Source organism: Variovorax sp. 22077, from assembly GCF_052044195.1.
In the GTDB taxonomy this organism is placed as follows: domain Bacteria; phylum Pseudomonadota; class Gammaproteobacteria; order Burkholderiales; family Burkholderiaceae_C; genus Variovorax; species Variovorax atrisoli.
Genome location: NZ_JBQEQC010000004.1, coordinates 24,097 through 49,493 on the forward strand (window position 1 = coordinate 24,097; position 25,397 = coordinate 49,493).

The following is a 25,397-nucleotide window of genomic DNA, read 5'->3' on the forward strand; positions in this document are numbered from 1 at the left end:
CAGACGAACAAGGAGTACACACATGCCTCGCGTCAAACGTGGTGTAACGGCTCGCGCCCGCCACAAGAAAGTTCTCGCACTCGCCAAGGGTTTCCGCGGTCGCCGCGGCAATGTCTTCCGCGTCGCCAAACAGGCGGTGATGAAGGCAGGCCAATACGCCTACCGTGACCGCCGTACCAAGAAGCGCGTGTTCCGTCAGCTGTGGATCGCGCGTATCAACGCCGCCTCGCGTGAACTGGGCCTGACCTACAGCCAGTTCGCCAACGGCATCCGCAAGGCCGGTATCGAGATCGACCGCAAGATGCTTGCGGACATCGCCGTGCACGACAAGGCCGCTTTTGCCGGCATCGTGGAGCAGGTCAAGGCCAAGCTGGCTGCTTGATTCTGCACAGCAGGAGTGCCGCTCCAGGGCGGCTTCCTGCGCCCACGGCTCAAGGGCTGGCGCTTGAAAAGGCTCCAGCTCTTTTTTATTTCCCCTCGAAGATTTTTGTTGCTATGAACGAGTTGGACTCCCTGGTCGACACCGCACGTGCCGCCTTCGCCGAAGCGAAGACACCCGCCGAGCTCGAAAACGCCAAGGCCCAGTTCCTCGGCAAGTCGGGCCGCATCACCGAGCTGATGAAGGGCATGGCCGCGCTGAGTGTCGAAGAGAAGAAGTCCCGCGGCGCCGCCATCAACGTCGCCAAGCAAGCCATCGAAGCCGCGCTGACCGACCGTCGCCAGCAACTGGCCGACGAGGAGCTTTCGCTGCAACTGCGTGCCGAGTCCCTGGACGTGACCCTGCCCGGCCGCCGTCGTATTTCGGGCGGACTGCACCCCGTGAGCCGCACCCTGGAGCGCATCGAGGAGATCTTCTCCAGCATGGGCTTCGACGTGGCCGACGGCCCCGAGATCGAGAGCGACTGGCACAGCTTCACCTCGCTCAACAACCCGCCGAACCATCCTGCGCGCTCGATGCAGGACACCTTCTACGTCGACCTGAATGGCGACGACGGCATCCCCTACAACCTGCGCCCGCACACCAGCCCGATGCAGGTGCGCTATGCGCATCAGCACATCAAGAAGTACGCAGCCGAGTTCGCTGCTGCCGCTGCCGACACCACAGGCACCTTGAAGGCGCCCGAGATCCGCGTGATCGCCCCCGGCCGCACCTACCGCGTCGACAGCGACGCCACCCATTCGCCGATGTTCCACCAGTGCGAAGGCCTGTGGCTCGGCGAGAACGTGAGCTTCAAGGACCTGAAGGTCGTCTTCACCGACTTCTGCCGCACCTTCTTCGAGCGCGACGACCTCGTGCTGCGCTTCCGCCCGAGCTTCTTCCCGTTCACCGAGCCGAGCGCCGAGATCGACATCCAGTTCGCGAGCGGCCCGCTGGCCGGCCGCTGGCTCGAGGTGTCGGGTTCGGGCCAGGTGCACCCGAACGTGGTGCGCAACATGGGCCTCGACCCCGAGCGCTACATCGGCTTCGCCTTCGGCATGGGCCCCGACCGGCTCACGATGCTGCGCTACGGCGTGAACGACCTGCGCCTCTTCTTCGACGGCGACCTGCGTTTTCTCTCGCAGTTCCAGTAAGCACCCAATCACAGAAAAAACCAGATCGAGATCGAAGAGATGCAATTCCCGGAATCCTGGCTGCGCGAGTTCTGCAACCCGCCCATCGACAGCGCCGCACTGGCCGAAACGCTCACCATGGGCGGTTTCGAGGTGGAAGAGCGCCGACCGGTGGCGCCGCCTTTCACGCGCATCGTGGTCGGCGAAATCAAGGAAGCGGTGCAGCACCCGAATGCCGATCGCCTGCGCGTGTGCCAGGTCGATGCGGGGCAGGGCGCTTTGCTGAACATCGTTTGCGGCGCGCCGAATGCGCGCGTCGGCATCAAGGTGCCGTGCGCGCTGGTCGGCGCCGAACTGCCCCCGGGTGAGGACGGCAAGCCCTTCCTCATCAAGCTCGGCAAGCTGCGTGGCGTGGAAAGCCAGGGCATGCTGTGCTCGGCGCGCGAACTGCAGCTGAGCGAAGACCACGGCGGCCTGCTCGAGCTCGACGCCGATGCGCCCATCGGCGCCGACGTGCGCGAGGTGCTCAAGCTCGACGACATGCTGCTCACGCTGAAGCTCACGCCCAACCTGGCGCACGGCCTCAGCGTCTACGGCGTGGCGCGCGAACTGTCCGCGCTCACGGGCGCGCCGCTCAAGACGCCCGACATCGCGCCGGTCGCCACCTCGTTCGCCGATGTGCTGCCGGTGAAGGTCGAGGCGCCCGAGCTCTGCGGCCGCTTCTCGGGCCGCATCATGCGCGGCGTGAACACCAAGGTCGCGACGCCCGCCTGGATGGTCGAGCGCCTAGCGCGCTGCGGCCAGCGCAGCGTGACGCCGCTGGTCGACATCTCGAACTACGTGATGTTCGAGTACGGCCAGCCCAGCCACATCTTCGACCTCGACAAGATCCATGGCGGCCTCACGGTGCGCTGGGGCAAGCCGGGCGAGCAGCTGAAGCTTCTCAATGGCAACACGATCACCGTCGACGACAAGGTCGGCGTGATCGCCGACGATCGCGAGGTCGAGTCGCTCGCCGGCATCATGGGCGGCGACGCCACCTCTGTGTCCGACGACACGCGCAACATCTACGTTGAAGCTGCCTTCTGGTGGCCCGAAGCCGTGCAGGGCCGTTCGCGCCGATTCAACTTCTCGACCGACGCCGGCCACCGCTACGAGCGCGGCGTCGATCCGAGCCGCACCGTCCAGATCATCGAGCGCATCACTCAGCTGATCACCGAGATCTGCGGTGGCCAGGCCGGCCGTATGGACGACCAGACGCTGAGCGTGCCCGAGGCCGTGCCCGTCACGCTGCGCGTGGCGCGTGCATCGCGCGTGATCGGCATGCCGCTGACGCAGGCCCAGTGCGCCGAAGCGCTGAGCCGCCTCGGTTTCGCGATCACCGAGGGCGATGGCACGCTGACCGTGACCCCGCCGCCGCACCGCTTCGACCTGCTGATCGAGGAAGACCTGATCGAGGAAGTCGCGCGCCTGATCGGCTTCAACAACCTGCCGACCACCGCGCCGCTCGCGCCCATCACCGCGCGCGTGCGTCCCGAGGCGCAACGCAGCCGCTTCGCGGTTCGCCGCAGCATCGCCGCGCTGGGCTACCAGGAAACGATCAACTTCAGCTTCGTCGAGGCGCACTGGGAGCAGGACCTGGCTGGCAACGCCAACCCGGTGAAGCTGCTGAATCCCATCGCCAGCCAGATGAGCGTGATGCGCTCCTCGCTGATGGGGTCGCTGCTGCAGGTGCTCAAGTTCAACCTCGACCGCAAGGCGCCGCGCGTTCGCGTGTTCGAGCTCGGCCGCGTGTTCATGCGCGACGACAGCGTCGTCACGACCGACAGCACCGTGCGCGGCGTGAACCAGCCGATGCGCGTGGCGGGCCTCGCCTGGGGCGATGCCGACGAGGCGCGCTGGGACGGCAAGCCGCAACGCATCGATTTCTACGACGTGAAGGGCGATGTCGAGGCACTGCTCGCGCCGCTGCAGCCCGTCTTCGAGGCGGCCGAGCATCCGGCGCTGCACCCGGGCCGCTCGGCGCGGGTGCTGGTCGACGGCAAGGCCATCGGCTTCGTCGGCGAGCTGCACCCGCGCTGGCGCCAGAAGTGGGACTTCTCGCAGGCGCCCGTGCTGTTCGAACTCGATCTCGACGCCGTCACTGCGCGCCTCGTGCCGGTGGCGCAGCCGGTGCCCAAGCATCAGGCTGTCGAGCGCGACATCGCGGTCGTGGTGGCCGAGGCCGTCACGCACGACGCACTGATGCAGACCATCCGCTCCACTGCGGCGGCCAAGGGCCTGCTGCGCGACGCGACGCTGTTCGACATCTATCGTCCGCAGCCGCTGCGCGAGGGTGCGGTGGCTGCGCCGGGTGCGCTGGCGCAGGGCGAGAAGAGCATGGCAGTGCGCCTGAGCTTCCAGAGCGACAGCGCCACCCTGACGGACGAGCAGGTCGAGCCGGCCGTCCGCGCGATCGTCGAACAACTGGGCGCCAAACTCGGCGGCCGCTTGAGGGGATGATGAGAATGAACGCTGCCGAATTCACGCTCGAGGCTCTCGAAACGCCTGCGCTCACCAAGGCGCATCTCGCCGACCTGCTCTTCGAGCAGATCGGCCTGAACAAGCGTGAGTCCAAGGACATGGTCGAGGCCTTCTTCGAGCTCGTGGCCAACAGCCTCATCGAAGGCACGGACGTGAAGATCTCGGGCTTCGGCAACTTCCAGATCCGCGTGAAGGCGCCCCGGCCGGGGCGCAATCCGCGCACCGGCGAGGCGATTCCGATCGGCGAGCGGCGCGTCGCGACCTTCCATGCGAGCGCCAAGCTCAAGGAACAGATCCACGGAAGCATCGACCAGGGCAGTACCTCCGAAGTCGAATGGAGCCTCGGCTCCGAATAAGTGCTTGGTGCTGCGCGGCTGCGTGGAGTAATCTCTGAGGTTTCCCGCGCACAGTCTTGATTTCAATGGAGAAAACGCTCCCTCCGATCCCCGTCAAACGCTACTTCACCATCGGTGAGGTCGGCGAGCTGTGTGGCGTCAAGCCGCACGTGCTGCGTTATTGGGAGCAGGAGTTCACGCAGCTGCGCCCGATGAAGCGGCGCGGCAACCGCCGCTACTACCAGCACCACGAGGTGCTCATGATCCGCCGCATCCGTGACTTGCTCTACGACCAGGGCTTCACGATCAGCGGCGCGCGCAACAAGCTGCAGGAACTCGTGCAGGGCGAGCGCGACCGCCGCAAGGCGGGCGAAGTGCCGCTCGAAGGCGTGGAGGCCATCGAGATCGACCAAGAGGAATTCGACGCCGCCATCGTCGAGGATTCATCCGCGTCTGCGGTCGTGCAGACGGCCGATCTGTCGCAGCTTCTGCACCTTCGGCGCGAACTATTTGAAATTCGTGAGCTGCTGACCGTCGGACGCTGAATTTCCAAGGCTATAATCGAGAGCTTCGGTGTGTGGCGCAGCCTGGTAGCGCACTTGCATGGGGTGCAAGGGGTCGAAGGTTCGAATCCTTTCACACCGACCAAAGTCAGTAGATGGAACAACGGCTTACGCTCAAAAGGCGTAAGCCGTTTTTCTTTGGGCCGCGGTGCTTGCCGTGCCTTCGGTTCAGCACTCAAAAAAAAGCTCACCCGAGGGTGAGCTGAAGGACCCCGTTCTCGCATGGGGTCGGAGGGAGGAGCCCGCCGGAGGGAGGCGGGCGAATCGATGATCGCGGCCAATCTGGGAGACATCGAGGACGAGTTCTCGATTTCGGGGCTCTCGCACATCGATTCCGAAGAAATGCAGATACCCCGGAATTAGTTCCTTTGTTTGCTGTGCCTTCGCGCCTATCCTTCGCGCCCAACATGAATGCCGCACAGCAACTGCAACTCCTCGTCGACCTGCCCGATGGCTGGTCCAGCCGCATCGATATCAAGCGCACCACCAGCGGCCGCTATGCGGGCGTTGCCGAACTGAACCTGCGCGGTCTCAAGTACGGCGTACTGGTCTTCATGCAGCAGCCCACGCTGGAAGCGGCGCTGCAGCGCGTGCGGCTGCGGGCCAGCCAGTTCGCGCGAGAGAGGCTCGGTCCGCTCGACGTGGCTTCGGCAAGCCTGGCAAGGTTGGGCTGATCCGACTCGTCGCCGCGCGAGGGTTGGAGTTGGCTATCCCGCGGATGAGGATTGCCAACCCACGAAGTGCTCCTTCTGCGGCACCATCAGGTGTCGATACCCGAACAAGGAGCACGCCATGAAAGCATTCAGAAAACTCGTCGGCGGCGCGATCTCCGTCGCTGGCGCCGTGGTGCTTGTCGCCCAGCATCTGTAGGCGACCGCCGGTCAACCGAAGGTGAACGCGTAGGCCTGCGCGCCCGCGTCCAGGAATTCGATCTCGAAGAGGCGATCCTTCTCGTTCGCCGTCTGGCGCACCAGCTGATAGAGGCGCTGCCCGTCGATGACGCCGTTGCCCTGCGCATCGGTATCGGTGCCATGGTCGCCGAGCGGCGGCGCGCCGTCGATCCGCACCCTGAAGCGCACCGGCTTCCCATCGGCCGCGGGCCCTAGCACCAGATGCAGGTCGCGTGCATGGAAGCGATAGGCAATGCGCCCGTTGGGCTGCACCAGCACTGCGCGCTCGCCTTCCACCTTCCATTCCCCTGCCAGCGTCCATTGGTTGGCGCGCAGCGATGAAACACCGGCGTAGACCCGCGCGCGGTCGTTCGAGATGCCGCCGGGCGATGCGAAGTTGCGCGCCTGCTCGTAGCCTAGGTAGGTCTCGCCCGAGAGGGCAGGCTCCGCGGCTGCCGCAGCCTGCGTGCCCTTGCCCTCGGGCGAGACCATCCCCGCCGATGCGACGGGCCGTCCGGCCTCCGCCAGCAGTTGCTGGATGGCCTGCTCCGACTTCGCGTACTGCCCCTCGCCGAACTGGTGATGCCTGATGCGCCCCTGCGCATCGACGAGATAGAAGGCCGGCCAGTACTGGTTGCCGAAAGCGCGCCAGATCGCGTAGTCGCTGTCGACGGCCACCGGGAAACCGATATCCAGATCCTTCGTCGCCCGGCGCACGTTGGCCGACTGCTTCTCGAACGCGAACTCCGGCGTGTGCACGCCCACCACCACGAGGCCCGCGTCCTTGTACTTCTCGGCCCAGGCGCGAACGTAGGGCAGGGTGCGCAGGCAGTTGATGCAGGAGTAGGTCCAGAAGTCGACCAGCACCACCTTGCCGCGCAGGCTCTCGGGCGTGAGCGGGGGCGAGTTGATCCATTCGGTGGCGCCCGCGAGCGAGGGGAGCCTGCCTTCGTCGGGCAGCGCCAGCGCAGGCTTCTTCGGCTCGGGCTGCGTCGACGCGAGCATCAGGCCGCCGGGGTCGACGGAGGCCTGCGGCGCGGACGAAGGCTGCTGCGATGGCATCGGCATGTCGATCTTCTCCACCAGCGCCTTCTCCAGCGCCGAGGTCGTGCCGATCGAGAGCTGGGCGAGCAGCCCCGTGTCCAGCCCCGACGCGATCGCACCCACCCCCGCGAGCACCGCCACACCGGCCACGCGCCGCATCCATTCACCCGCGTGCAGCGAGCCCTTCATCGCCGAGAACACCCGCCCGCCGAAGAGCAGCGCAGCCGCGAGCGACGTGCACGCACCCGCCGCATAGGCCAGCAGCAGCAGCGAAGTGCCCACGCTCGCACCGTTGAGCGCGGCACCCGTCAGGATCAGCCCGAGGATCGGGCCTGCGCAGGGCGCCCAGAGGAATCCGGTGCCGATGCCCAGCAGCAGCGGCGAGAGCACCGACGACGCCTTCGCGTCCGCCGCCGGACCGGACAGCCGCAGCCCGAGCGCCACCAGAGGGCGGGTCAGGCGGTCGGCCACCGAAGGAAAGAGCAGCGTCACGCCGAACAGCGCCAGCAGCGCGATCGCCGCGCCGCGCCCGTACTCGTTGAGCGTCACGACCCAGCCGCCGCCCACCGCCGCCAGCGTGGCGACGGCTGAGAACGCCAGGGCCATGCCCAGCAGCATCGGCAGGCCGTGCGAGCGGAAAGGCCGGTCGGCGCGTGCGAACACGAAGGGGAGCACGGGCAGGATGCACGGGCTCAGGATGGTGAGGACGCCACCCAGGTAGGCAACGATGAGGAGGAGCATTGTCGGGTCCGGTCGGTGTGATGTTGTGGGTGAATGAAAGCGAAGGCAAGCCAAGGCAGCGGAATGCAGGGCGAGCGGAGCCCTCGCGGTCTCGCCCGGCGAGCCGCATCCCTGTCGGTGCTGGTGTGGATGGCGCTGGCCGCGCGGCGGCTCAGTCCTCGTGCGGCGCGTCGCGGGTGTTCATGGTCAGCCGGGCTTCGAGCCCGCCTCCGTCACGGTTTCGCAGCGTGAGCTCCGCGCCCATCGCTGTGGCCAGTTGCTGCGCGATGGCCAGGCCGAGGCCGGTGCCGCCGGTGTTGCGGTTGCGCGAGCCCTCGACGCGGTAGAAGGGTTTGAGCACGTTCTCCAGCTGGTCTGGCGGAATGCCGGGGCCGTTGTCGACCACCGCCAGGGTCAGCCGGTGGCCGGCGTCGGCCTGCACCTGCACCTGCAGCCGCACTTCGGTGCCGAACTTCAGCGCGTTGTCGATCAGGTTGGTCAGGATGCGCCTCAGCGCGTTCGGCCGCGTCACCATGGGCTCGCCGACGCGGCCTTCGAGCAGCACCTGCTGGCCCGCGTCCTCGTAGTCGGCCACCATGCTCTCGAACAGCGCGTCGGCGTCGATGCGGCGAGGCGGCTCGGTGGCGCCATGCAGTGTGCGCGCGTAAGTCACGCCCTCGCGCACGAGCGTGTGCATCGCGTCGAGGTCCTGGCGGAACTTGTCGCGGTCATGGCCGTCGTCCATCAGATCGGTGCGCAGCCGCATGCGGGTGATGGGGGTCTGCAGGTCGTGCGAGATGGCCGCGAGGATCTCCACCCGCTCGGCCATGTAGCCGGCGATGCGCTTCTGCATCGCGTTGAAGGCGCGCGCCGCGTGCTGCACCTCGGTCGGGCCTTCCTCGGCCAGCTGCCGGCCCTTCAGATCGGGGCCGAGGTCGTCGGCCGCGTCGGCCAGCTGCGCCAGCGGCCGCGTGACCAGCCGCACCGCATACCAGGCGCACACTGCCAGCACCAGCAGCTGCACCCACAGCAGCCACATCACCCAGCTCGAGACCGGCATGTCCACCCGCCGCGCATGCACCACCACCGAAGAGCCGTCGGACAGCCGCACCTGGATCTGCAGGCCCTGCGGCGGATTGCTCACCTGGCCGACCTTGACGATATCGAAGGGGCGCATCGCGTCGGTGATGGCCTTGGCGAACTGCTGCGACAGCGGCGTGTCGGGCGGTATGCCTTCGGCGCTGCCGCCCAGCACGAAATGGTAGTTGCGCCGTTCCAGCCGCGCGAGCCAGTCTTCGCGCTCGGCGGCGGGCAGCCGGTCGAGGATGGCGACCGAGCTGGCGATGTCGCGTTCGATGCCGATCATCATCAGCTCGCGCATCGCGATGCCGCGCTCGTAGCCGATGGCGATGAAGGTCAGCAGCTGCGCGATGGCCAGCCCGACGACGATGATCAGCGTCACCCGCGAGAACAGCGAGCGCGGAAGCAGACGGCGCAGGCCCGTGGGCGCGGGGGAGTACGGGGCGATGTCGGCGGGAAGGCTGTCGGCGGATGTAGGCATGGGCAGGTTTATAGACCCGCCTGCGCCCTGGAGCGGCCCGCTTTGTATTCCAGTGTGTTGGGCAGCGCGGGCCGACATACAACATTACCCGTTCACCCCGGCCTGCCGTCCCGGCGCGCGCCAGGCAACATAGTGTGGCCGCCGTGTCCGCGAGATACACGGAAATACAAAACGGCCCGATCCGGCCCCCGCCCGGGCTACATTGCGCCTACCCCTCGCGCCAGAGGCGAATCACAGCACAGCCATGAACATTGCCAAGAGCTCCGACCACATCCTCATCGTCGACGACGACCGGGAGATCCGCGAACTGCTCTCCACCTACCTGGTCAAGAACGGCCTGCGCGTGGTGACGGTGCCCACGGGGCGGCACATGCGCGCGGCGCTGGAGGAGTCGGGGCCCTTCGATCTCATCATCCTCGACCTGATGCTGCCCGGCGAAGACGGTCTCACGCTGTGCCGCGACCTGCGCACGGGAAAATACAAGGCGACGCCCATCCTCATGCTCACCGCGCGCAGCGAGGAGGCGGACCGCATCCTGGGCCTGGAGATGGGCGCCGACGACTACCTGGCCAAGCCCTTCTCCGCACGCGAGCTGCTGGCGCGCATCCGCTCGGTGCTGCGCCGCACGCGCATGCTGCCGCCGAACATGCGCTCCACGGAGTCGGCCTCGAAGCTGGCCTTCGGCGACTGGCAGGTCGACACCACCGCGCGCAACCTGATCGACGACAGCGGCGTGATGGTGGCTCTCAGCGGCGCGGAGTACCGGCTGCTGATGGTGTTCCTCGACCATCCCCAGAAGGTGCTGAGCCGCGACCAGCTGCTGAGCCTCACCCAGGGCCGCGAGGCCGAGCTCTTCGAGCGCTCCATCGACCTGCTGGTGAGCCGCCTGCGCCAGCGCCTGCGCGACGATGCGCGCGAGCCGCGCTACATCAAGACGGTGCGCAGCGAGGGCTACGTCTTCTCGTCGGCCGTCGAGGCGCTGGATTGAGTCTGGGGCCGCGGGCCTACACTCGCGGAATGATCAAGCCACTGTTCTTCCCGGCGGGCGCGCTTCTCTCGCTTCTACTGGTTACTGCGTGTGCCCAGCCTGAGCCGCCCCGGCCCGCGCCGCCGCCGGTCGGCATGGCGAATCCGGCTTCGGTCTACTGCAACAGCCTCGGGGGCAAGACGCTCATGCGGTCGAACGACAAGGGGCAGTACGGCATCTGCCAGCTTCCGGATGGTCGGCAGATCGAGGAATGGGAGCTCTACCGCCGCGATCATCCGGCGAAGTAGCGCTGTAGCAGCCTCGCTTCTACGGTTCGGGCGAGCGCAGGCGCTGGCCGTCTTCGCGCCTGGACGAGATGCACTGGCAGCTCACGGGGTTGCGTACTTCATGTGCGACGCCGCCTGCGAAGAAGAGCAGGGCGAGCCAGAGTTTCTTCATTTGTTTTGCTTCCTGCGGTTCGTGGGTGTTCGTGTCCGGGGTGCGCGCACAGGCCGCCGGGTACTCCCCTCCGCGAATGTCCCCCGGGCCTGCGGCCCTCCTCCTTTGTTTCGCTGCGGGGAGCACCCGACACCCTGTGCACGTGGACGCAGCGCCTGTGAGGGCTGATGAACCGGTGCTCTGAGTGATCACGACGATGGAGTGCCTTGCGCAGCGAAATAAAGGAGGAGGCCGAAGGCCGGGGGACATTCGCGGAGCAAGGTACCCCGTCGGCGTGATCGCGCCCTGGGCGACAACCGCTTCAGGTACCCGAAGGCGAAGGCTCGGCCAGCAGCGCCTGGATCTTCTTCTCGGTCGTGCCGTAGCTGCCCTCGCCGAAGTGCGAGTAGACGATCTTCCCCTGCTTGTCGATCAGGTACACGGCGGGCCAGTACTGGTTCCGGAATGCCTTCCAGGTGCCGTAGCCGTTGTCCTGCGCCACGGCGTGCTTGATCTGCAGACGCTCGATGGCGTCCTTCACGTTCTTCGTCGACTTCTCGAACGCGAACTCCGGCGTGTGCACGCCGACCACCACCAGGCCCTTGTCCTTGTACTTCTGGTTCCAGTCCTTCACGTAGGGAAGGTGGTTCAGGCAGTTGATGCAGGTGTAGGTCCAGAAGTCGACCAGCACCACCTTGCCGCGCAGTTCGCTCAGCTTGAGCGGCTGCGAGTTGAGCCAGGTGTCGATGTTCTGGAATTCGGGCGCCGCGACGGCTTCCGAAGCAGGGATGTCACCGCCGAACGGCGAGGGCGCGGCGAAGGTCAGCGTGAGCGCGGCCGCCGAGGCGGCGATGGCGACTGCGAAGTAGAGGGCGGAAGAGCGAAAGCGCATGGCGGTTCCTTCGGAAGAGTGACGGACGTTCGTCTATGAACGAAGCCGATTCTTCGCCGGGCCGCCCGTGCGTGGAGCGGATTGCGTATGCCTCTGTATCTGCCGGGTGCAGGCCGCACACTACGTTTCACACCTCGCCAGATGCGAGGGTCAATCGACCCGGATGTTGCGCGAGCGCACCAGCGCGCTCACCCGCGAAGTCTCTTGCTGCACGAACTTCGCGAAAGCCTCCGGCGTGGTTCCGGCCGGCTCCAGGCCCAGTTGCAGCAGCTTCTGCCGAACGGCAGGATCGTTGACCGCGGCCTGCACCGCCTTGCCCAGCTTCTGCACGATATCGGCCGGCGTGCCCTTGGGCAGGAACACGCCGTTCCACTCGACCACGTTGTAGCCCGGCAGGCCCGACTCGGCGAGCGTCGGCACATCGGGCAGCCCCGGCACGCGCTTGCTGGAGCTCACGCCCAGCGCGCGCAGCTTGCCGCTCTTCACATAGCTCAGCGTCGAGGCCACGTTGCCGAAGTAGGCCGACACCTGCTCGCCCATCACGTCGGTCAGCGCCGGTGCGCCGCCCTTGTAGGGCACGTGCATGAGGTTGATCTTCGCCTGCTCGTTCAGCGCCTCGCCCGCCAGGTGCGAGCCGGTTCCGCCGCCCGCCGACGCGAAGCTCAGCCTGCCCGGGTTCTTGCGTGCGTAGTCGATGAACTCCGGCACGGTCTTGTAAGGGGCGGTCGCGGGCACCACGAGGATCTGGGGCGCCGTGGCCACCAGCGACACCGGGATGAAGTCTTTCGCCGCATCGAACGGCAGCTTGCGCAGCGATGGATTCACCGAGAACGCCGAGGCGTCGTAGAGCACGGTGTAGCCGTCGGCCGCTGCCTTGGCGACGTTGTCGGCACCGATCACGCCGCCGGCGCCCGGCTTGTTGTCGATCACGATCTGCTGGCCCAGCGCGGCACTCATCTGCTGCGCGACGATGCGCGCCGTGTTGTCGGCGCCGCCGCCTGCTGCGTAGGGCACCACCATGCGGATCGGCTTGTCGGGCCAGGCGGCCCAGCCCAGCAGGGGAACGGCGCAGGCGGTGAGCGTGGCGATGGATTTCAGGAGGAGTCGCTTCTTCATCTCGATGTCTCGGGTCTTGTGGGTCATTGAAAGTCGTAGAGCTGCGCGGGGTTGTCGACCAGTACGCGGCGGCGCGCGGCCTCGTCGGGCACCCATCGGCCCAGCAGGTCGAAGAGCTGCGCGTCGTCGGGCTTGGCCGTGCGTTCGGTGGGGTGCGGCCAGTCGCTGCCCCATACGACCCGCTCGGGGGCCTGCGTCGCCCAGGCCCGGGCGACGTCGACGGTGTCTGCGTAGCCGCCTTCGGCGCCGACCGCGGAGTCGAGATACGCGCCCGAAAGCTTGATCCAGGTGCGGCCTTTGTCGAGCAGCCGGCTCACCACGCGGTACGCGGAGTGCGATGGCCCGTCGGGCTGCGGCAGCCGCGCCAGATGGTCGAACACCACCGTGCAGGGCAGGCGATCGAGCAGCGCCGAGTGCGCGGCGATCTGGTCGGCGCTCCAGTGCAATTGCACATGCCAGCCGAGTTCGTGAACGCGACGGGCCAGCGGCTCGACCATCGAGAAGTCCGTTGCCGCGTTCGCCGATGTGTACAGCGTGAAGCGGATGCCCCGGATTCCGCCCTCGTGCAGCTGCCCCAGCTCGGCATCGCTCACCTCGGGACGCACCACCGCCACGCCGCGCGTGCGATCTGCACCCAGCGCCTGGATGGCATCGAGCGTCACGCTGTTGTCGGTGCCGTGCACACGAGGCTGCACGACCACCGTGCGCTGCGTGCCGGTGCGCTGCTGCAGCAGGCGGTAGTCGCCGGCGGTGGCGTCGTCGAGCATCGCGTCGGGCGAGCCGTGCATCGGAAAACGGCGGTCGTACACGTGGATGTGCGCGTCGCATGCGCCTTCGGGCGCCGCGGTGAGCGGCTTGCGCGTGCCGGCGCTGTGAGGCACTGCGATCTCGTCGGCCATGGCTCAGTCGCCTGCGCGTCGCTTGGCCAGCACGGCGGCCGTGTGCTGCCCCAGCGTCGGCGCCGCGAAGGGCTCGGGCCCGGGCGTGCGGCCGAAGCGCACCGGGCGGGTGAAGCCGCGATACGAGCCCAGCGTGGGGTGCGTGATGTTCGCGACCATGTCCTCGGCCAGCACCTGCTCGTTGTCGAACATGTCTTCCACGGTGCGCGCGGCGGAGCAGGGCACTTCCTCGCCGAAGATCTCTTCCCACTCGAGCGCGGTGCGCCCGGCCAGCGCGGCGCGCAGCTTCGGCACGATCTCGGCCGCGTGCTGCGCGCGCTTGCGCACCGAGTCGTAGCGCTCGTCGGCTGCCAGCTCGGCCAGTCCGACCTTGGCGCACAGCGCCTGCCAGAAGTGCGGCGTGTTGGCCGAGATGTAGATGTGCCCCTCGCGCGTGGGGTGGATGCCGGTTATGCCGCCGGAGCGCATGTCGCGCCCCACGTCCTTCGGCTCGCCCTCGGCCCACACCATGCGCGCCGACTGCATCGTGAGCGCCGAGCGCAGCAGCGACACGCCCACGAACTGGCCCTCGCCGCTCTTCTCGCGCTCGTACAGCGCCGAGGCGACGCCCGCGGCCACCAGCGCCGCGGCGTAGTAGTCGACCACCGAGCCGTAGATGATCTCGGGCGGCTCGCCGCGCTTGCCCTGCAGCGCGCACATGCCGGTCATGGTCTGCAGCACCTGGTCGTAGCCGGCCTTCTCGCGCAGCGGACCGGTCTCGCCGTAGCCGGTGACCGCGCAGTAGATGAGCCGCGGGTTCACCGCCTTCAGCTGCTCGTAGGCGATGCCCAGCCGCGGCGGCACGCTGGGCCTGAAGTTGTGCACCAGCACGTCGGCGCCGCGCACCAGCTCCATCAGCGCAGCCAGGTCCTCGGGGTTCTTGAGGTCGAGCACAGCGCCCAGCTTGCTGCGGTTCACGCCGATGAAGGCGCGGCTCTCGGCTTCCAGCGTCGAGGGGTACTTGCGCAGGTTGTCGCCGGCGGGCGGCTCGATCTTGATGACCTCCGCACCCTGGTCGGCCAGCAGCGAGCAGCCGTACGGGCCCGCGATGTAGGCGCTCAGGTCGAGCACGCGCAGGCCGCTGAGCGGGCCGGCGGGGCCCCGGCGTTCGGGCAGGCGCGTGTCGTCGGGGGCGGTGATGCTCATGGGCTCTTTCTCTTTCTTGCCTGTATCGGCGATGACGTTCAGTCGGCGGTGATGTTCTGTTGCTTGGCCAGCTTCTTCCAGCGCTCGACGTCATCGGCAATGACGGCGCCGAACTGCGCGGGCGTGAGCGGCGTGGCGATGGCGCCTTCGCGCAGGAAGCTGGCGCTGATCTCGGGCTTGGCCAGGATCTGGTTGACGGCGCCGTTCAGCTTGGCGACCACGTCCGGCGGCGTGCCCGCAGGCGCCAGCAGGCCCCACCAGAGCTCGAACTCGTAGCCGGGCACGGCGGTGGAGATCGGCGTGAGGTCGGGTGCGATGGGGCTCGGCTTCAGGCTGGTGATGCCGACCGCGCGCAGCTTGCCGGCGCGCACCATCGGCAGCAGCGAGGGGCCGCTGGAGATCAGCAGCTGCGTCTGGTTGCCGACAAGGTCGGTCACCGCCGGGCCCATGCCCTTGTACGGGATGTGCGCTATCTGCAGGTCGCCCACCTTGGCCTTGAGCAGCTCGGTGCCGAACTGGTTGACGCTGCCCGAGCCGGAAGAGGCGTAGTTGTACTGGCCCGGCTTCGCCTTGATGGCGGCGATCAGCTCGGCCGGCGTCCTGGCCGGGAACTCGTTGTTGACCGCGACGATGAACGGCCCCTTGGCGAACATCGCCACCGGCGCCAGGCCCTTGACCGGGTCGAAGGGCAGCTTCGACTGCACCGCCGCGTTGGTCGTCATGCTCGAGGACACCGCCACCAGCGTGTAGCCGTCGGGCGCTGCCTTGGCCACCTGGCCCGTGCCCGTGTTGCCGCTCGCACCGGGGCGGTTGTCGATGATGACCGGCTGCTTGAGCTGGTCGCCCAGCTCCTTCGCCACCTGCCGCGCGAAGGTGTCGTTCGAGCCGCCGGCCGGGTAGGGCACGACGATGGTGATGGTCTTGTTGGGATAGCCGCCCTGGGCGAACGCGGCGCCGGCGAATGCGGCAATCGCGACGACGGCGAGCGCTCGCGGGCGAAGGAAGGATGGGAAATGCATTTTCTTGTCTCCGGTTTCTTTTATTGATGGAAGGCAGGTCGGCCTGGAAGCAGGCCCTGGCTCAGCCTGGAAGCAGCCCCAGGCTCAACTCGGAAGCAGCCCCAGGCTGCGTGCGCTCTCGACGATGGCGCGCGCGCGGATCACGAAGGGGATGTCGATCATCTTTCCGTCGACCACATAGGCGCCGACGCCCCTGGCATCGGCCTCGCGCGCCGCCTCGACCACCTTGCGGGCATGGGCGATCTCCTCGTCGGTCGGGCGGAACACCTCGTTGGCGATGGCGATCTGGCTCGGGTGGATGCAGGTCTTGCCGAGGAAGCCGAGGTCGCGCGCCAGCTTGGCCTCGGCTTTGAAGCCCTCGGCGTCGCGGATGTCGGCGAAGGCGCTGTCGTAGGCATACAGGCCCGCCTCGCCGGCCGCGATGCGCACCGCGAACATCGCATGGCGGATCGCCGAAGGCTCGCGGCGGGCGATGCCCAGCGGCTCGAACAGGTCGCCCAGCCCCAGCTGCAGGCCTGCCACGCGGGGATGCGCCACTGCGAGCTCGGCGGCCATGCGCAGGGCGGCGGGCGTCTCGATGTTCAGCAGCAGGCCGATGGGCGCCTGCACGCCGTTGGCCCGCTCCGCGCGCTCGATGGCGTCGGCCGCCGTGCGCACGTGCGCGGGGCTCTGCGGCTTGGGCAGGTTGATCAGGTGCACACCGGTGCGCGCGACCGCCGCGATGTCTTTTTCGAAGTGCGGCGTGTCCATGGCGTTGACGCGCACGATCAGCGTCTTGCGCGACGAGGCGGCCTCGCCGGCTTCGAGGAACCTGCGCACGGTCTCGCGCGCCTCGTCCTTGCGCGGCTCGGACACGGCGTCTTCGAGGTCGAGGCTGATGGCGTCCGCCTCGCCGGCGAGCGCCTTGGCGAACAGCTCGGGGCGGGTGCCGGGAACGAAGAGTTTGCTTCTCATGAGGGCAGTGTCGGCAGTTCATGAGAAGAGAAAAACAGCTGTTTGCTGCGATCACATCGTAGAAAATCTATCTTCATGGAAACGGCCTACCTGCAAAGCTTTCTTCTGGTGGTGGAGTCGGGCTCGATGTCCGAGGCCGCGCGCCGGCTCGACCTGACGCCCGGCGCGGTGGCGCAGCAGATCCGCGCGCTGGAGCGCGAGCTCAACGCGCCGCTGCTCGCGCGCGCCGGGCGCACGGTGCAGCCCACCGAGGCCGGGCACCGGCTGGTGCAGCGGGCGCGCACGCTGCTGCGCGAGGTGAGCGACATCAAGGCGCTGGTGGGCAGCGAGGCGGCGGGCGGCGAGCTGGTCGTCGGCACCATCAACACGGCCATGCACAGCCTGCTGCCGGACATCCTCGCGCGCTTCGTGAAGACGCATCCGGGCGCCAAGGTGTTCCTGCAGTCGGGCACCACCGCCGCGCTCTACAAGGCGATGCAGCAGGGCGAACTCGACGCGGCCGTGTGCCTGTATCCGCCGTTCGCCCTCGCCAAGACCTTCGACTGGGCGCTGCTGCGCGAGGAGCCGCTGGTGCTGCTCGCACCCAGCCGCCTCGCGCGGCGCGATCCGCACGAGCTGCTGCGCACTTCGCCGCTGATCCGCTACGACCGCAACCTCGGCGGCGGCAAGCAGGCCGACCGCTACCTGCGGGCCGCCGGCATCGTGCCGCAGGAGCGCTTCGAGCTCAGCTCGCTGCTGGCGATCGCGATGATGGTCGACCGGGGCCTGGGCGTGTCGGTCGTGCCCGACATCGCCTCGCCGCTGCTCGACGGGCAGCGCATCGTGAAGATCCCATTGCCGCTGCCTTCGGAGACGCGGCGCTTCGGGATCCTGTGGATGCGGTCATCGCCGCGGCTGAGGCTGATCCAAGGCTTCGTGGAGAGCGCGGCGCTGGTCACTGCTGCAAAGGGCGAGGGCGGCGGTTCCCGCAAGCGCTAGCGTCGGCGCTCGCCGTGTCTCCTGGCATCCGCGTACGCGGCCGTCGCCTGAGCAGCCCGGCCGCGACGTCGAAGCCGCGGCTCGCCCCGACTGCTGCCGCACCGGTGACCGCCAGCATCGCCACCATGTGCACCGCCACAGCCGCGAAGGCCAGCGCCAGCGAGCCTGACGCGGTGATCTCCCGGGCCGCCGGCGCTTCGCTCATGCACAGCGGGATCAGCGCCGGCACCAGCATCAGTCCGGCGCCGTGGGCGGTGGACATCATGAAGGACCAGAGTGCGAGCCCGGCATGGCCGGCCTTCCGGCCGCGACACAGGTGATGCGCGACAACGGCGACGAGCATCGCCCCTGCTGCCCACTGCAGGACGATGCGATCCATCGATGGAGCGAACAGGACCGCGGCAGCCACCAGCGCGACGGACGCAGCATGTCCGACGGCGATCGGCACCAGCGCCCGCAGCACCCGCGACCGACCGCGCGAACCGACTCCCAGAGCGGCCGCGAAGGCCCATCCGGTGGCCGGGTTCAGGCCATGCAGCGCGCCGACCCCCGCGACCGCGAGCCATGGCCAGAGGCTTGCCATGATGCGTCGCCTTCACGCCTCGAAGCTGTCGCCGGTCGCGTCTCAGGCGCGCTTGTCGCAGCAGCACGCGCCGATGGCGGGGGCTTCAGCCTGCTGCTCGTAGCGGTCGTGGTGGCGCACCCATTCCATCTTGTAGGGCGCCTCGCGCTCGTCGCGGCCCTTGGGCATGAGGTCCATCAGGTTGTAGGCACCCATCATCACTTCCACGCCGCGGCCGTAGGTCGAATAGGTGTGGAACACCTCGCCGGCTTCGTTCCTGTAGAACGCGCTGATGCCGGGCGCCTCGTCGTGCGGGAAGGGCAGCTTGCCGTAGTTGTAGTAGACCTCGCCGGTGGCCAGTTCCTCGGGCGTGAAGCTGACGTGGAAGTCGAGGTTGAAGTCGCTGCCGTTCGACGACACCCAGTCGAAGCGCCAGCCCATGCGCTCGCGGAACTGCATGATGCGTGCGAGCGGCGCTCGCGAGACGGCCACCAGCGTGATGTCGCGGTGCGCGAGGTGCACGTTCATGCCGTCGGTGTGGTCGGCCATGAAGGAGCAGCTCTGGCAGCCTTGCTCCCAGTCGGGCCCGAGCATGAAGTGCTGCACCAGCAGCTGGCTGCGTCCCTTGAAGAGTTCGGCCAGCGTGCGTCTGTCCTCGGGCGTGTCGAAGACGTAGTTCTTCTGCACGCGCTCCCATGGCAGCGAGCGGCGCTCGCGTGCGATCTGGTCGCGCAGGTGCGTGAGCTCCTTCTCGCGCGCCAGGAATGCCTTGCGCTCGGCGAGCCACTGCTCGCTGGAGACGACGCGGTGGTTCGTCGTTTCGGGTCTCTCGATGGTCGTGGTGTTCATGCTGGCCTCCTGGATCGCTGCTTACTGCCGTTGGCTGGAATGGGGCCGGCGCACCGCGCGGACCTTGCCGCTCGCGCCGCCGCCTGCGTAGAAGAGATCGGCGCCGTCGGACTCCAGCCCGCTCACGCCCGCGCCGCGCGGCATTTCGAGCCGCTCCAGCACGGCGCCGGTCTGCGGGTCGATGCGGCGGATGTCGCTTTCTTCCGCTTCCCAGGTGCCGTGCCAGAGCTCGCCTTCGACCCAGGTCACGCCGGTGACGAAGCGGTTCGACTCGATGGTGCGCACCACGGCGCCGGTCTCGGGGTCGACCTGGTGGATCTTGCGGTCGCGGTACTGGCCCACCCACAGGCTGCCTTCGGCCCAGGTCAGGCCCGAGTCGTAGCCGTTGCCCGGCGCGGGAATCGATGCCAGCACCTTGCCGGTGGCCGGGTCGATCTTGTCGATGCGCGATTCGGCGATCTGGTAGAGGTACTTGCCGTCGAAGGCGGTGCCGGCGTCGCAGGCGACGTCGAGCGTCTGGCTGGTTTCGCCGCTGGAAGGGTCGAAGGCCACCAGCTTCGCGCCGGTGGCGGCCCAGACGCGGCGGCCGTCGTGCGTCACGCCGTGGACCTGGCCGGCACCGCCGAACGGGCCGTATTCGCGCACGATCTCGGCGGCGCGTACCGTGGGATTGCTCTTGCCTGTCTTGCTGCTCATCGTCGGCTCCTTGTATGAAGCGCCCCGAAACAGGCGCCTGGAAGCAACTCTATTCAATGGGCAGCGCGGCGGGGAGTAACAAGATCGTCGTGAATCCGGCCAGCGGCGGCGCGAGCCACTTCTGCGACCGCGCCTTGCCGATGGAACGCACGCGGCCCTGCGCCTCCAGTTCGACCAGCGCGCGCTGCACCGTGCGCTGGCTGGCCCCCAGTGCGAGCGCGAGCGCCGAGGTGGACCATGCGGCGCCATCGGACAGCAGCGCCACCAGCGAGGCCTGCTCGCCATCGATGGGCGGCGCCAGCACGGCCACGCCGCGTCCGCCGTGCGGCCTGAGCACGAACCCGCGCGGCGTGGCCTCGATGCCCGCCATCGCGGAGACGAGCGCGCGCAGCCGGCCGATCTCCACGCGCAGCCGCGCGCGGTGCGTCTCGTCGGGGTGGCGGGTGCGGAAGGCGCTTTCGATCAGCGCTTCGCGATCGACATCGCTCGGCCATGCCTCGGCCAGCGAGCGTGCCAGCGAGAACAGCACCGGCCGCCGTGCCAGCGGCCGCCAGGCATCGCCGGCGCCAAGGCCGCGGCGGCAGGCATCGACCACCAGCGTGTCGGAGGCGAGGAGGGCAGCGACCTCGTCCAGGCGCAGCGGCTGTTCGCCGTCCGAGCCGATCCGCCGGGCGGCGGGGCGGTCGAAGGCGGCTTTCGCCTCCGTAACTTCGGCGAGCAGGGCGGGCACGCGCGCGCGAACCGCGGCTTCGTGCGCACGGCCCAGTGCTGACTTCGCCGGCACAACGCGCAGGGAGCGAAGCGACAGCTCGGCCGCAGCCAGTTCGGCCACGGCCGCCAGCGTCGGCGGCAGGCCGCGCGTGTCGAGATGCGCGAGGGCCTCTTCCGCGTCTTCGAGCCGGCCCAGCAGCAGCATCCGGCGCGCCGCGATCAGCCGGGCCTGCACCGCGTTGGCGTGGTCGTCGTGGGCCTCCAGCGCGGCGGCGGCATGCGTCAGCGAGCGCGTCGATCCGCCGAGATCGCGCATCGCCAGCGCGACTTCGGCCTCGGCGACGATGCAGCGCGCGCGCGAGAGCTCCTCATGCGCACCGAAGCCCCGCGCGGCACGCCGCAGCAGCTCGCGCGCCCGCGGATGCTCGCCGAGCTGCGCCATCGCGATGCCGCGCAGCGCCAGCGCCGGCGGGTCGTCGCGCAGGGCGACCCGCTTGAGGGCGCCGAGTGCATCGCCGGCGGCAAGGGCGCGGGCGGAGGCGGCGATGAGGGAGTCCATGGAGGCGGATTATCTTGATGGCGGCCTGCAGGGCCAGCGCCGCCCTGAAAGTCGAGGGGCGCCGTGCGCAGCCCGCACAACACTTGTCGCCGCGCGAGCCTAGGCGCGAAGGAGGGCCGTTCCTAGACTTTCCTCCATCACTTTCGATGGATCTACAGGAACAGCAAGCATGTCTTTCTCATCAGGACTCTCCCGCCGCGGACTCATGGGCGCGCTCGTCGCACCGTACGCGGCCGGCATTGTCGGCACCTCCTCGGCCGCAGCAGCAGCGACGGGATTGCCCACACCCTCCATCCGCGCCATGTCGGGCGCAAAGCCGGTGCAACAGCTGCGTCGCAGCGCTACGGCGTTGCTGGTGATCGACTTCCAGAACGAATACTTCACCGGCCGGATGCCGATTGCCGACGGCGCGAGTGCGGCGGCCCAGACGAGGCGGCTGCTGGCTTGGGCCGATCGGCACGCAATGCCGGTCTTCCAGGTCCAGCACATTGCACCCGAAGGAGCCGCCACCTTCGCCAGGGACGGCAGTACCGTCAGGTTCCATCCCGACATGCAGCCCCGCCCGCGCGACAAGGTCGTGCAGAAGACGACCGTCAGCGTCTTCGCGAGCACCGACATCGCGCAGCAGCTGCGTTCGGCCGGTGTGCAGACGCTCGTGATCGCCGGCCTCATGACCCATGCCTGCGTGGCCGGGGCGGCGCGCGACGCCGGGCCGCAGGGCTTCGACGTGGTGGTGTCTTCCGATGCCACGGCCACCCGCGCGGTCCGCCGCGAGAACGGCGACGTCGTGTCGCACGACAGCCTGCACCGCGCGGCGCTGGCGGAGATCGAGGACACCTTCGGCGACGTGCTGACCACCGCGCAGATCCTGGCCCTGCCGGTCGCCTGACGGAAAATGCACAGCCTCTGAAGCACCCGTGGGAGGCGGCGCATGGACCAGGTGAAAGCGATGCGGGCCTTTCAACGCATCGCGCAGGCGAAGAGCCTGTCGGCGGCCGCGCAGTCGCTGGACACGACGCACTCCAGCCTCTCGCGCCAGCTGCAGGCGCTCGAGAAATCGCTGGGCGCACAGCTGGTGCGGCGCGATACGCGCGGCATCACGCTGACGGAGGCGGGCAGCCGCTACTACGCCGCCTGCACCGACATCCTTTCAAGGCTCGACGCCGCCCAGGCGGAGGTCGCGGCCGACGGCAAGGCGCCCTCGGGCACGCTGAAGGTGAGCATGCCGCTGGCGATCGCGACGCTCGACCTGCCCGAGTGGCTCCCGGCCTTCCAGGCTCGCCATGCCGGTATCAGGCTGGAGGTGGTCTGCACCGATCGATTCACGAAGCTGGTTGCCGAAGGCATCGACGTCGCCCTGCGCATCAGCGCGGAGCTCGAGGATGCCTCGATGATGGCCAGGACGCTGGCGGTTTCGGACATGGTCCTCGTCGCGGCGCCACGCTACCTGGCGGACCACGGCCTGCCCATGACGCCTCAGGCGCTGTCGGAGCACGAATGCCTGCTCCACAGCGGTCCGGAGAGCCCCGCGCACTGGACGCTGCACATGCCCGATGGTCGGCAGCAGACGTTCAGGCCGGAAGCGCGCCTTGCCTGCGACACGATCACCGCGCTGTATTCGGCCGCGAAATGCGGGCTCGGCATTGCCGCGCTGACATGGCACACGGTGCGCTCCGACCTGCAGTCGGGTGCCCTGGTCCGCGTGCTGCCCGAGGTCACGCTCGGGCGGCGCACCTACGCGGCGCTGTATCCGCGCACGCGGCATGTGCAGCCGGCGGTGCGCGCCTTCATCGACTTCATGGCGGGCTACTACCGGTAGCAGCGCCGGAGCCGGCTACGCCTCCTTCAGCTCCGGAAGCACCGAGGTCAGCGCGAAGTCGACGAGGTGCAGCCAGGTCTCCTCGAGGCCCATGATGTTGTGGTGGTCCGATTTCGCAACGGTCGTCACGCTGACCGGCGTGGGCCACGCCGCGATGAGCTTCTGCGAGCGCTCGGGCAGCACCACGTCGTCGCTCTCGGCCAGCAGCACGTGGGTCTTGGCCGCGACCTCCTTGCAGTGCTCGAGCGAGTTGAACTGGTGCCGCAGCAGCAGCGACAGCGGCACGAGCGGAAAGCGCTTCTTCGCCACTTCCAGCATCGAGTCGTAGGGCGTCACCAGCTGCAGGCTGGTGAACTCCTGCCGTGCGACGAGCTGGATGGCCACGCCGGTGCCCAGGCTGCGGCCGACCACGTGCAGGCGGGCCTGCGGGAAAGCCTTGCGCAGGTGCCTGGCGAACTGGCAGGCGTCCTGCACCGAGGCGATCTCCGAAGGGTGCCCCTGCGAGTCGGCCACGCCGCGGTAGTTGACGGCCGCGAAGCCGAAGCCCTCGGGCAGCCAGTGCAGCGTCTGCGCGGTGGCGCGTACGTCTTCGCCGCGGCCCGCGAAGTAGATGAAGAGATCCTGCAGCGCTTCCTCGCCCTGCGGGTGGTAGACATAGCCGCGCACCATGCCGCCGGGTACGGTGTGGGAGTAGGTCGAGAAGTCGTCGGAGAGCGGAACGACCGGCAGCTTGCGGGCGTTGAAGAGGATGTCGCCCTGGCGCGCGGCAAGCAGCGCCCAGTACGCGGCGATGCTGCCGATGGCTGCGGCCGAAGCGGAAAGGGCGATGCGGGCGGCTTTGGATGACAAATGGTGCTCCGGGAGAAAGGCAGCGCCTAGTTTCGCCTCTTTCTCCGCCGCGCCGCGCTTGCCGGTCTTTGCGCCTGTTTCGCTTTCTTTCCTTTCAGTGGGCCGCGATCAGCTGCTGGCGGCCGGCGCCGATGCGCATCGGCTCGGCAGCATGGGCGTCACCATGCCGCTGTTCCAGCCTGAACTTGCCGACGATCAGCGACAGGCTGCCCGCCTGTTCCTGCAGCGACTGGGCTGCCGCCGAGGCCTGCTCGACCAGCGCCGCGTTCTGCTGCGTGGTCTGGTCCATCTGCGTGACGGCCTGGTTGATCTGCTCGATGCCCGAGGTCTGCTCCTGGCTCGCGGCGCTGATCTCGCCCATGATGTCCGTCACGCGCTTCACGCTGCCCACGATCTCTTCCATGGTGCGGCCCGCGTCGGCCACCTGGCGGCTGCCTTCCTCGACCTTCTCGACCGAGTCGCCGATCAGCGCCTTGATCTCCTTGGCTGCGGCGGCCGAGCGCTGCGCGAGGCTGCGGACTTCCGAAGCCACCACGGCGAAGCCGCGCCCCTGGTCGCCCGCGCGCGCCGCCTCGACGGCCGCGTTGAGCGCGAGGATGTTGGTCTGGAAAGCGATGCCGTCGATCACGCCGATGATGTCCACCACCTTGCGCGAAGAGGCATTGATCGAGCCCATTGTCTCCACCACCTGGAACACCACGCTGCCGCCGCGCGCCGCCACTTCCGATGCGGAGGTGGCCAGCTGGTTGGCCTGGCGCGCGTTGTCGGCGTTCTGCTTCACGGTCGAGGTCAGCTCCTCCAGCGAAGCGGCCGTCTGTTCCAGCGAGCTGGCCTGCTCTTCGGTGCGGGAGGACAGGTCCTGGTTGCCCACGGCGATCTGCGAACTGGCGGTCGACACGCTGGCCACCACGCCGTGCACCTGCGCGAGCGAGCCCTGCAGGGCGCCGCGCATCTGGTCGAGGGCGCGAAGCAGGTGGCCGGTCTCGTCGCCCGCGTAGCTGGACTGGGGCTTGCCCGTCAGGTCCATCTCGGCGATGGCCTGCGCGATGGTTTCTGCTCGGCGCAGCGGCTGCGTGATGCTGCGAGCCAGCATCCAGGCCAGCAGGGTGCCGAGTACCAGGCTCACGGCGGAGCACACGATCAGCAGGTTGCCGGTCTGCGCGCGCAGGTCGTTGGCGCGCACGGCGGCCGCGTCGAGGTGTTCGCGCTGCATGTCCACCACCTGCTGCACGCCGGCGATGTAGCTGACGGAGGTGGGCTGGAACTGCGCATCGAAGACGCGGGTGGCGCCTTCGAGGTCGCCCGCGAGCTTGAGCTTGCTCACTTCCTCGCGCGCGGCCAGGTAGGCCTTGCGCAGGCTGGCGACCTTTTCGAGCAGTGCGCGCTCGTCGGGCTGGACCAGCTTCTCCTCGACGAACTTCTGCAGCTCGTTGGTGTTCTTGATCGAGGCCGCGGTGGCCGGCGCGAAGTAGTCGATCAGGCTGGGATCGCTGCTCTTGGCGATGGCCGCGGCCCGCTGCACGCCTGCGGTGGTGTGGCGCAGCCAGTCGGAGCCGGCGCGCTCGACCTTCAGGTTGTCCTCGATCATGGCGTCTATCTCGCGGCTGAGCTGGTGCAGCTTCCACACCGCCGCGGCGCTGGTGGCGACGAAGAGCGCCAGGATGATGCCCAGCACGATGGCCAGGCGCTTGCCGATTGAGACGTTGCTCAGGAACAT

The 25,397-nt window shown here is 68.4% G+C and carries 26 protein-coding genes and 1 tRNA gene; 12 read left to right on the forward strand and 15 right to left on the reverse strand.

Going from position 1 to position 25,397, the window contains the following annotated elements; translation table 11 throughout:
- Nucleotides 1-22: 22 nt before the first annotated feature.
- The 7 genes from rplT to ACTJLF_RS06605 all read left to right on the forward strand — a co-directional run bounded on the left by rplT (nt 23) and on the right by ACTJLF_RS06605 (nt 5,646).
- Nucleotides 23-382 carry a 50S ribosomal protein L20 gene (rplT, locus tag ACTJLF_RS06575; RefSeq protein ID WP_007832499.1) on the forward strand — a complete coding sequence of 120 codons (360 nt, stop codon included), beginning with the start codon at nt 23-25 and terminating at the stop codon, nt 380-382.
- Nucleotides 383-495: 113 nt separating this feature from the next.
- Nucleotides 496-1,572, forward strand: a complete 1,077-nt coding sequence (pheS, locus tag ACTJLF_RS06580) for a phenylalanine--tRNA ligase subunit alpha (RefSeq protein ID WP_126184440.1) — start codon at nt 496-498, stop codon at nt 1,570-1,572.
- Between the two features lie 39 nt (nt 1,573-1,611).
- Complete coding sequence (gene pheT, locus ACTJLF_RS06585; RefSeq protein WP_354407842.1) at nt 1,612-4,053, forward strand: phenylalanine--tRNA ligase subunit beta; 2,442 nt, start codon at nt 1,612-1,614, stop codon at nt 4,051-4,053.
- A 5-nt stretch (nt 4,054-4,058) separates the two neighbouring features.
- Nucleotides 4,059-4,430: an integration host factor subunit alpha gene (locus ACTJLF_RS06590; RefSeq protein ID WP_019653309.1), complete on the forward strand. Its 372-nt coding sequence runs from the start codon at nt 4,059-4,061 to the stop codon at nt 4,428-4,430.
- 65 nt (nt 4,431-4,495) lie between these two features.
- Nucleotides 4,496-4,954: a MerR family transcriptional regulator gene (locus ACTJLF_RS06595; protein WP_019653308.1), complete on the forward strand. Its 459-nt coding sequence runs from the start codon at nt 4,496-4,498 to the stop codon at nt 4,952-4,954.
- Nucleotides 4,955-4,980: 26 nt separating this feature from the next.
- A tRNA-Pro gene (locus ACTJLF_RS06600) sits at nt 4,981-5,057 on the forward strand.
- 322 nt (nt 5,058-5,379) lie between these two features.
- A complete protein-coding gene (locus tag ACTJLF_RS06605) occupies nt 5,380-5,646 on the forward strand; it encodes a hypothetical protein (RefSeq protein WP_019653306.1) in 267 nt (88 codons plus the stop codon).
- 207 nt (nt 5,647-5,853) lie between these two features.
- On the opposite strand, the gene ACTJLF_RS06610 is transcribed toward ACTJLF_RS06605, so the two are convergent.
- Both ACTJLF_RS06610 and ACTJLF_RS06615 read right to left on the reverse strand, forming a co-directional pair.
- Nucleotides 5,854-7,647 (reverse strand): cytochrome c biogenesis protein DipZ, encoded by a 1,794-nt coding sequence (locus ACTJLF_RS06610; RefSeq protein ID WP_440882712.1) that lies wholly within the window; start codon nt 7,645-7,647, stop codon nt 5,854-5,856.
- Nucleotides 7,648-7,798: 151 nt separating this feature from the next.
- The gene (locus ACTJLF_RS06615; RefSeq protein WP_440882713.1) at nt 7,799-9,187 is read right to left on the reverse strand and encodes an ATP-binding protein; all 1,389 of its coding nucleotides are present in this window, start codon (nt 9,185-9,187) and stop codon (nt 7,799-7,801) included.
- Between the two features lie 244 nt (nt 9,188-9,431).
- Here ACTJLF_RS06615 and ACTJLF_RS06620 point away from each other — a divergent pair, with 244 nt between their 5' ends.
- Complete coding sequence (locus ACTJLF_RS06620) at nt 9,432-10,175, forward strand: response regulator (protein WP_019653303.1); 744 nt, start codon at nt 9,432-9,434, stop codon at nt 10,173-10,175.
- Nucleotides 10,176-10,204: 29 nt separating this feature from the next.
- Nucleotides 10,205-10,462, forward strand: coding sequence for a putative hemolysin (locus tag ACTJLF_RS06625; protein WP_126184434.1), 258 nt, complete (start codon nt 10,205-10,207; stop codon nt 10,460-10,462).
- A gap of 19 nt (nt 10,463-10,481) precedes the next feature.
- Here ACTJLF_RS06625 and ACTJLF_RS06630 read toward each other — a convergent pair whose 3' ends face one another.
- The 7 genes from ACTJLF_RS06630 to ACTJLF_RS06660 all read right to left on the reverse strand — a co-directional run bounded on the left by ACTJLF_RS06630 (nt 10,482) and on the right by ACTJLF_RS06660 (nt 16,657).
- On the reverse strand, nt 10,482-10,613 hold the full coding sequence (locus tag ACTJLF_RS06630) for a hypothetical protein (RefSeq protein ID WP_020722977.1): 132 nt from the start codon (nt 10,611-10,613) through the stop codon (nt 10,482-10,484).
- A 301-nt stretch (nt 10,614-10,914) separates the two neighbouring features.
- Nucleotides 10,915-11,484, reverse strand: coding sequence for a thioredoxin family protein (locus tag ACTJLF_RS06635; RefSeq protein ID WP_126184433.1), 570 nt, complete (start codon nt 11,482-11,484; stop codon nt 10,915-10,917).
- A gap of 150 nt (nt 11,485-11,634) precedes the next feature.
- Nucleotides 11,635-12,627 carry a Bug family tripartite tricarboxylate transporter substrate binding protein gene (locus ACTJLF_RS06640; protein WP_440882714.1) on the reverse strand — a complete coding sequence of 331 codons (993 nt, stop codon included), beginning with the start codon at nt 12,625-12,627 and terminating at the stop codon, nt 11,635-11,637.
- Nucleotides 12,624-13,499 (reverse strand): amidohydrolase family protein, encoded by an 876-nt coding sequence (locus tag ACTJLF_RS06645; protein ID WP_440882715.1) that lies wholly within the window; start codon nt 13,497-13,499, stop codon nt 12,624-12,626. The genes ACTJLF_RS06640 and ACTJLF_RS06645 overlap by 4 nt, the downstream gene beginning before the upstream one ends.
- Nucleotides 13,500-13,502: 3 nt before the next feature.
- Complete coding sequence (locus tag ACTJLF_RS06650) at nt 13,503-14,684, reverse strand: CoA transferase (protein WP_132750653.1); 1,182 nt, start codon at nt 14,682-14,684, stop codon at nt 13,503-13,505.
- 38 nt (nt 14,685-14,722) lie between these two features.
- On the reverse strand, nt 14,723-15,703 hold the full coding sequence (locus tag ACTJLF_RS06655) for a tripartite tricarboxylate transporter substrate binding protein (protein WP_019653296.1): 981 nt from the start codon (nt 15,701-15,703) through the stop codon (nt 14,723-14,725).
- Nucleotides 15,704-15,787: 84 nt separating this feature from the next.
- On the reverse strand, nt 15,788-16,657 hold the full coding sequence (locus tag ACTJLF_RS06660; protein WP_440882716.1) for an HpcH/HpaI aldolase/citrate lyase family protein: 870 nt from the start codon (nt 16,655-16,657) through the stop codon (nt 15,788-15,790).
- Nucleotides 16,658-16,732: 75 nt separating this feature from the next.
- Between ACTJLF_RS06660 and ACTJLF_RS06665 the strand changes: the two genes are divergently transcribed.
- On the forward strand, nt 16,733-17,635 hold the full coding sequence (locus tag ACTJLF_RS06665) for a LysR family transcriptional regulator (RefSeq protein WP_440882717.1): 903 nt from the start codon (nt 16,733-16,735) through the stop codon (nt 17,633-17,635).
- Here ACTJLF_RS06665 and ACTJLF_RS06670 read toward each other — a convergent pair.
- The 4 genes from ACTJLF_RS06670 to ACTJLF_RS06685 are packed head-to-tail and all read right to left on the reverse strand — an operon-like array spanning nt 17,592 to nt 21,012.
- Nucleotides 17,592-18,218, reverse strand: coding sequence for a hypothetical protein (locus ACTJLF_RS06670; RefSeq protein ID WP_440882718.1), 627 nt, complete (start codon nt 18,216-18,218; stop codon nt 17,592-17,594). The genes ACTJLF_RS06665 and ACTJLF_RS06670 overlap by 44 nt on opposite strands.
- Nucleotides 18,219-18,260: 42 nt before the next feature.
- Complete coding sequence (locus ACTJLF_RS06675; RefSeq protein ID WP_440882719.1) at nt 18,261-19,046, reverse strand: DUF899 domain-containing protein; 786 nt, start codon at nt 19,044-19,046, stop codon at nt 18,261-18,263.
- Between the two features lie 21 nt (nt 19,047-19,067).
- Nucleotides 19,068-19,742 (reverse strand): Vgb family protein, encoded by a 675-nt coding sequence (locus tag ACTJLF_RS06680; protein ID WP_019653291.1) that lies wholly within the window; start codon nt 19,740-19,742, stop codon nt 19,068-19,070.
- Nucleotides 19,743-19,791: 49 nt separating this feature from the next.
- A complete protein-coding gene (locus ACTJLF_RS06685; RefSeq protein ID WP_440882720.1) occupies nt 19,792-21,012 on the reverse strand; it encodes a helix-turn-helix domain-containing protein in 1,221 nt (406 codons plus the stop codon).
- A 205-nt stretch (nt 21,013-21,217) separates the two neighbouring features.
- Here ACTJLF_RS06685 and ACTJLF_RS06690 point away from each other — a divergent pair, with 205 nt between their 5' ends.
- Together ACTJLF_RS06690 and ACTJLF_RS06695 are read left to right on the forward strand one after the other, a co-directional pair.
- Complete coding sequence (locus tag ACTJLF_RS06690) at nt 21,218-21,901, forward strand: isochorismatase family protein (RefSeq protein WP_440882838.1); 684 nt, start codon at nt 21,218-21,220, stop codon at nt 21,899-21,901.
- Nucleotides 21,902-21,943: 42 nt separating this feature from the next.
- Complete coding sequence (locus tag ACTJLF_RS06695; RefSeq protein WP_440882721.1) at nt 21,944-22,831, forward strand: LysR family transcriptional regulator; 888 nt, start codon at nt 21,944-21,946, stop codon at nt 22,829-22,831.
- Nucleotides 22,832-22,846: 15 nt separating this feature from the next.
- Here the strand turns inward: ACTJLF_RS06695 and ACTJLF_RS06700 are convergent, their stop codons facing one another.
- Both ACTJLF_RS06700 and ACTJLF_RS06705 read right to left on the reverse strand, forming a co-directional pair.
- Nucleotides 22,847-23,680, reverse strand: a complete 834-nt coding sequence (locus ACTJLF_RS06700; RefSeq protein ID WP_019653287.1) for an alpha/beta hydrolase — start codon at nt 23,678-23,680, stop codon at nt 22,847-22,849.
- A gap of 94 nt (nt 23,681-23,774) precedes the next feature.
- Nucleotides 23,775-25,397: a methyl-accepting chemotaxis protein gene (locus ACTJLF_RS06705; protein WP_126184423.1), complete on the reverse strand. Its 1,623-nt coding sequence runs from the start codon at nt 25,395-25,397 to the stop codon at nt 23,775-23,777.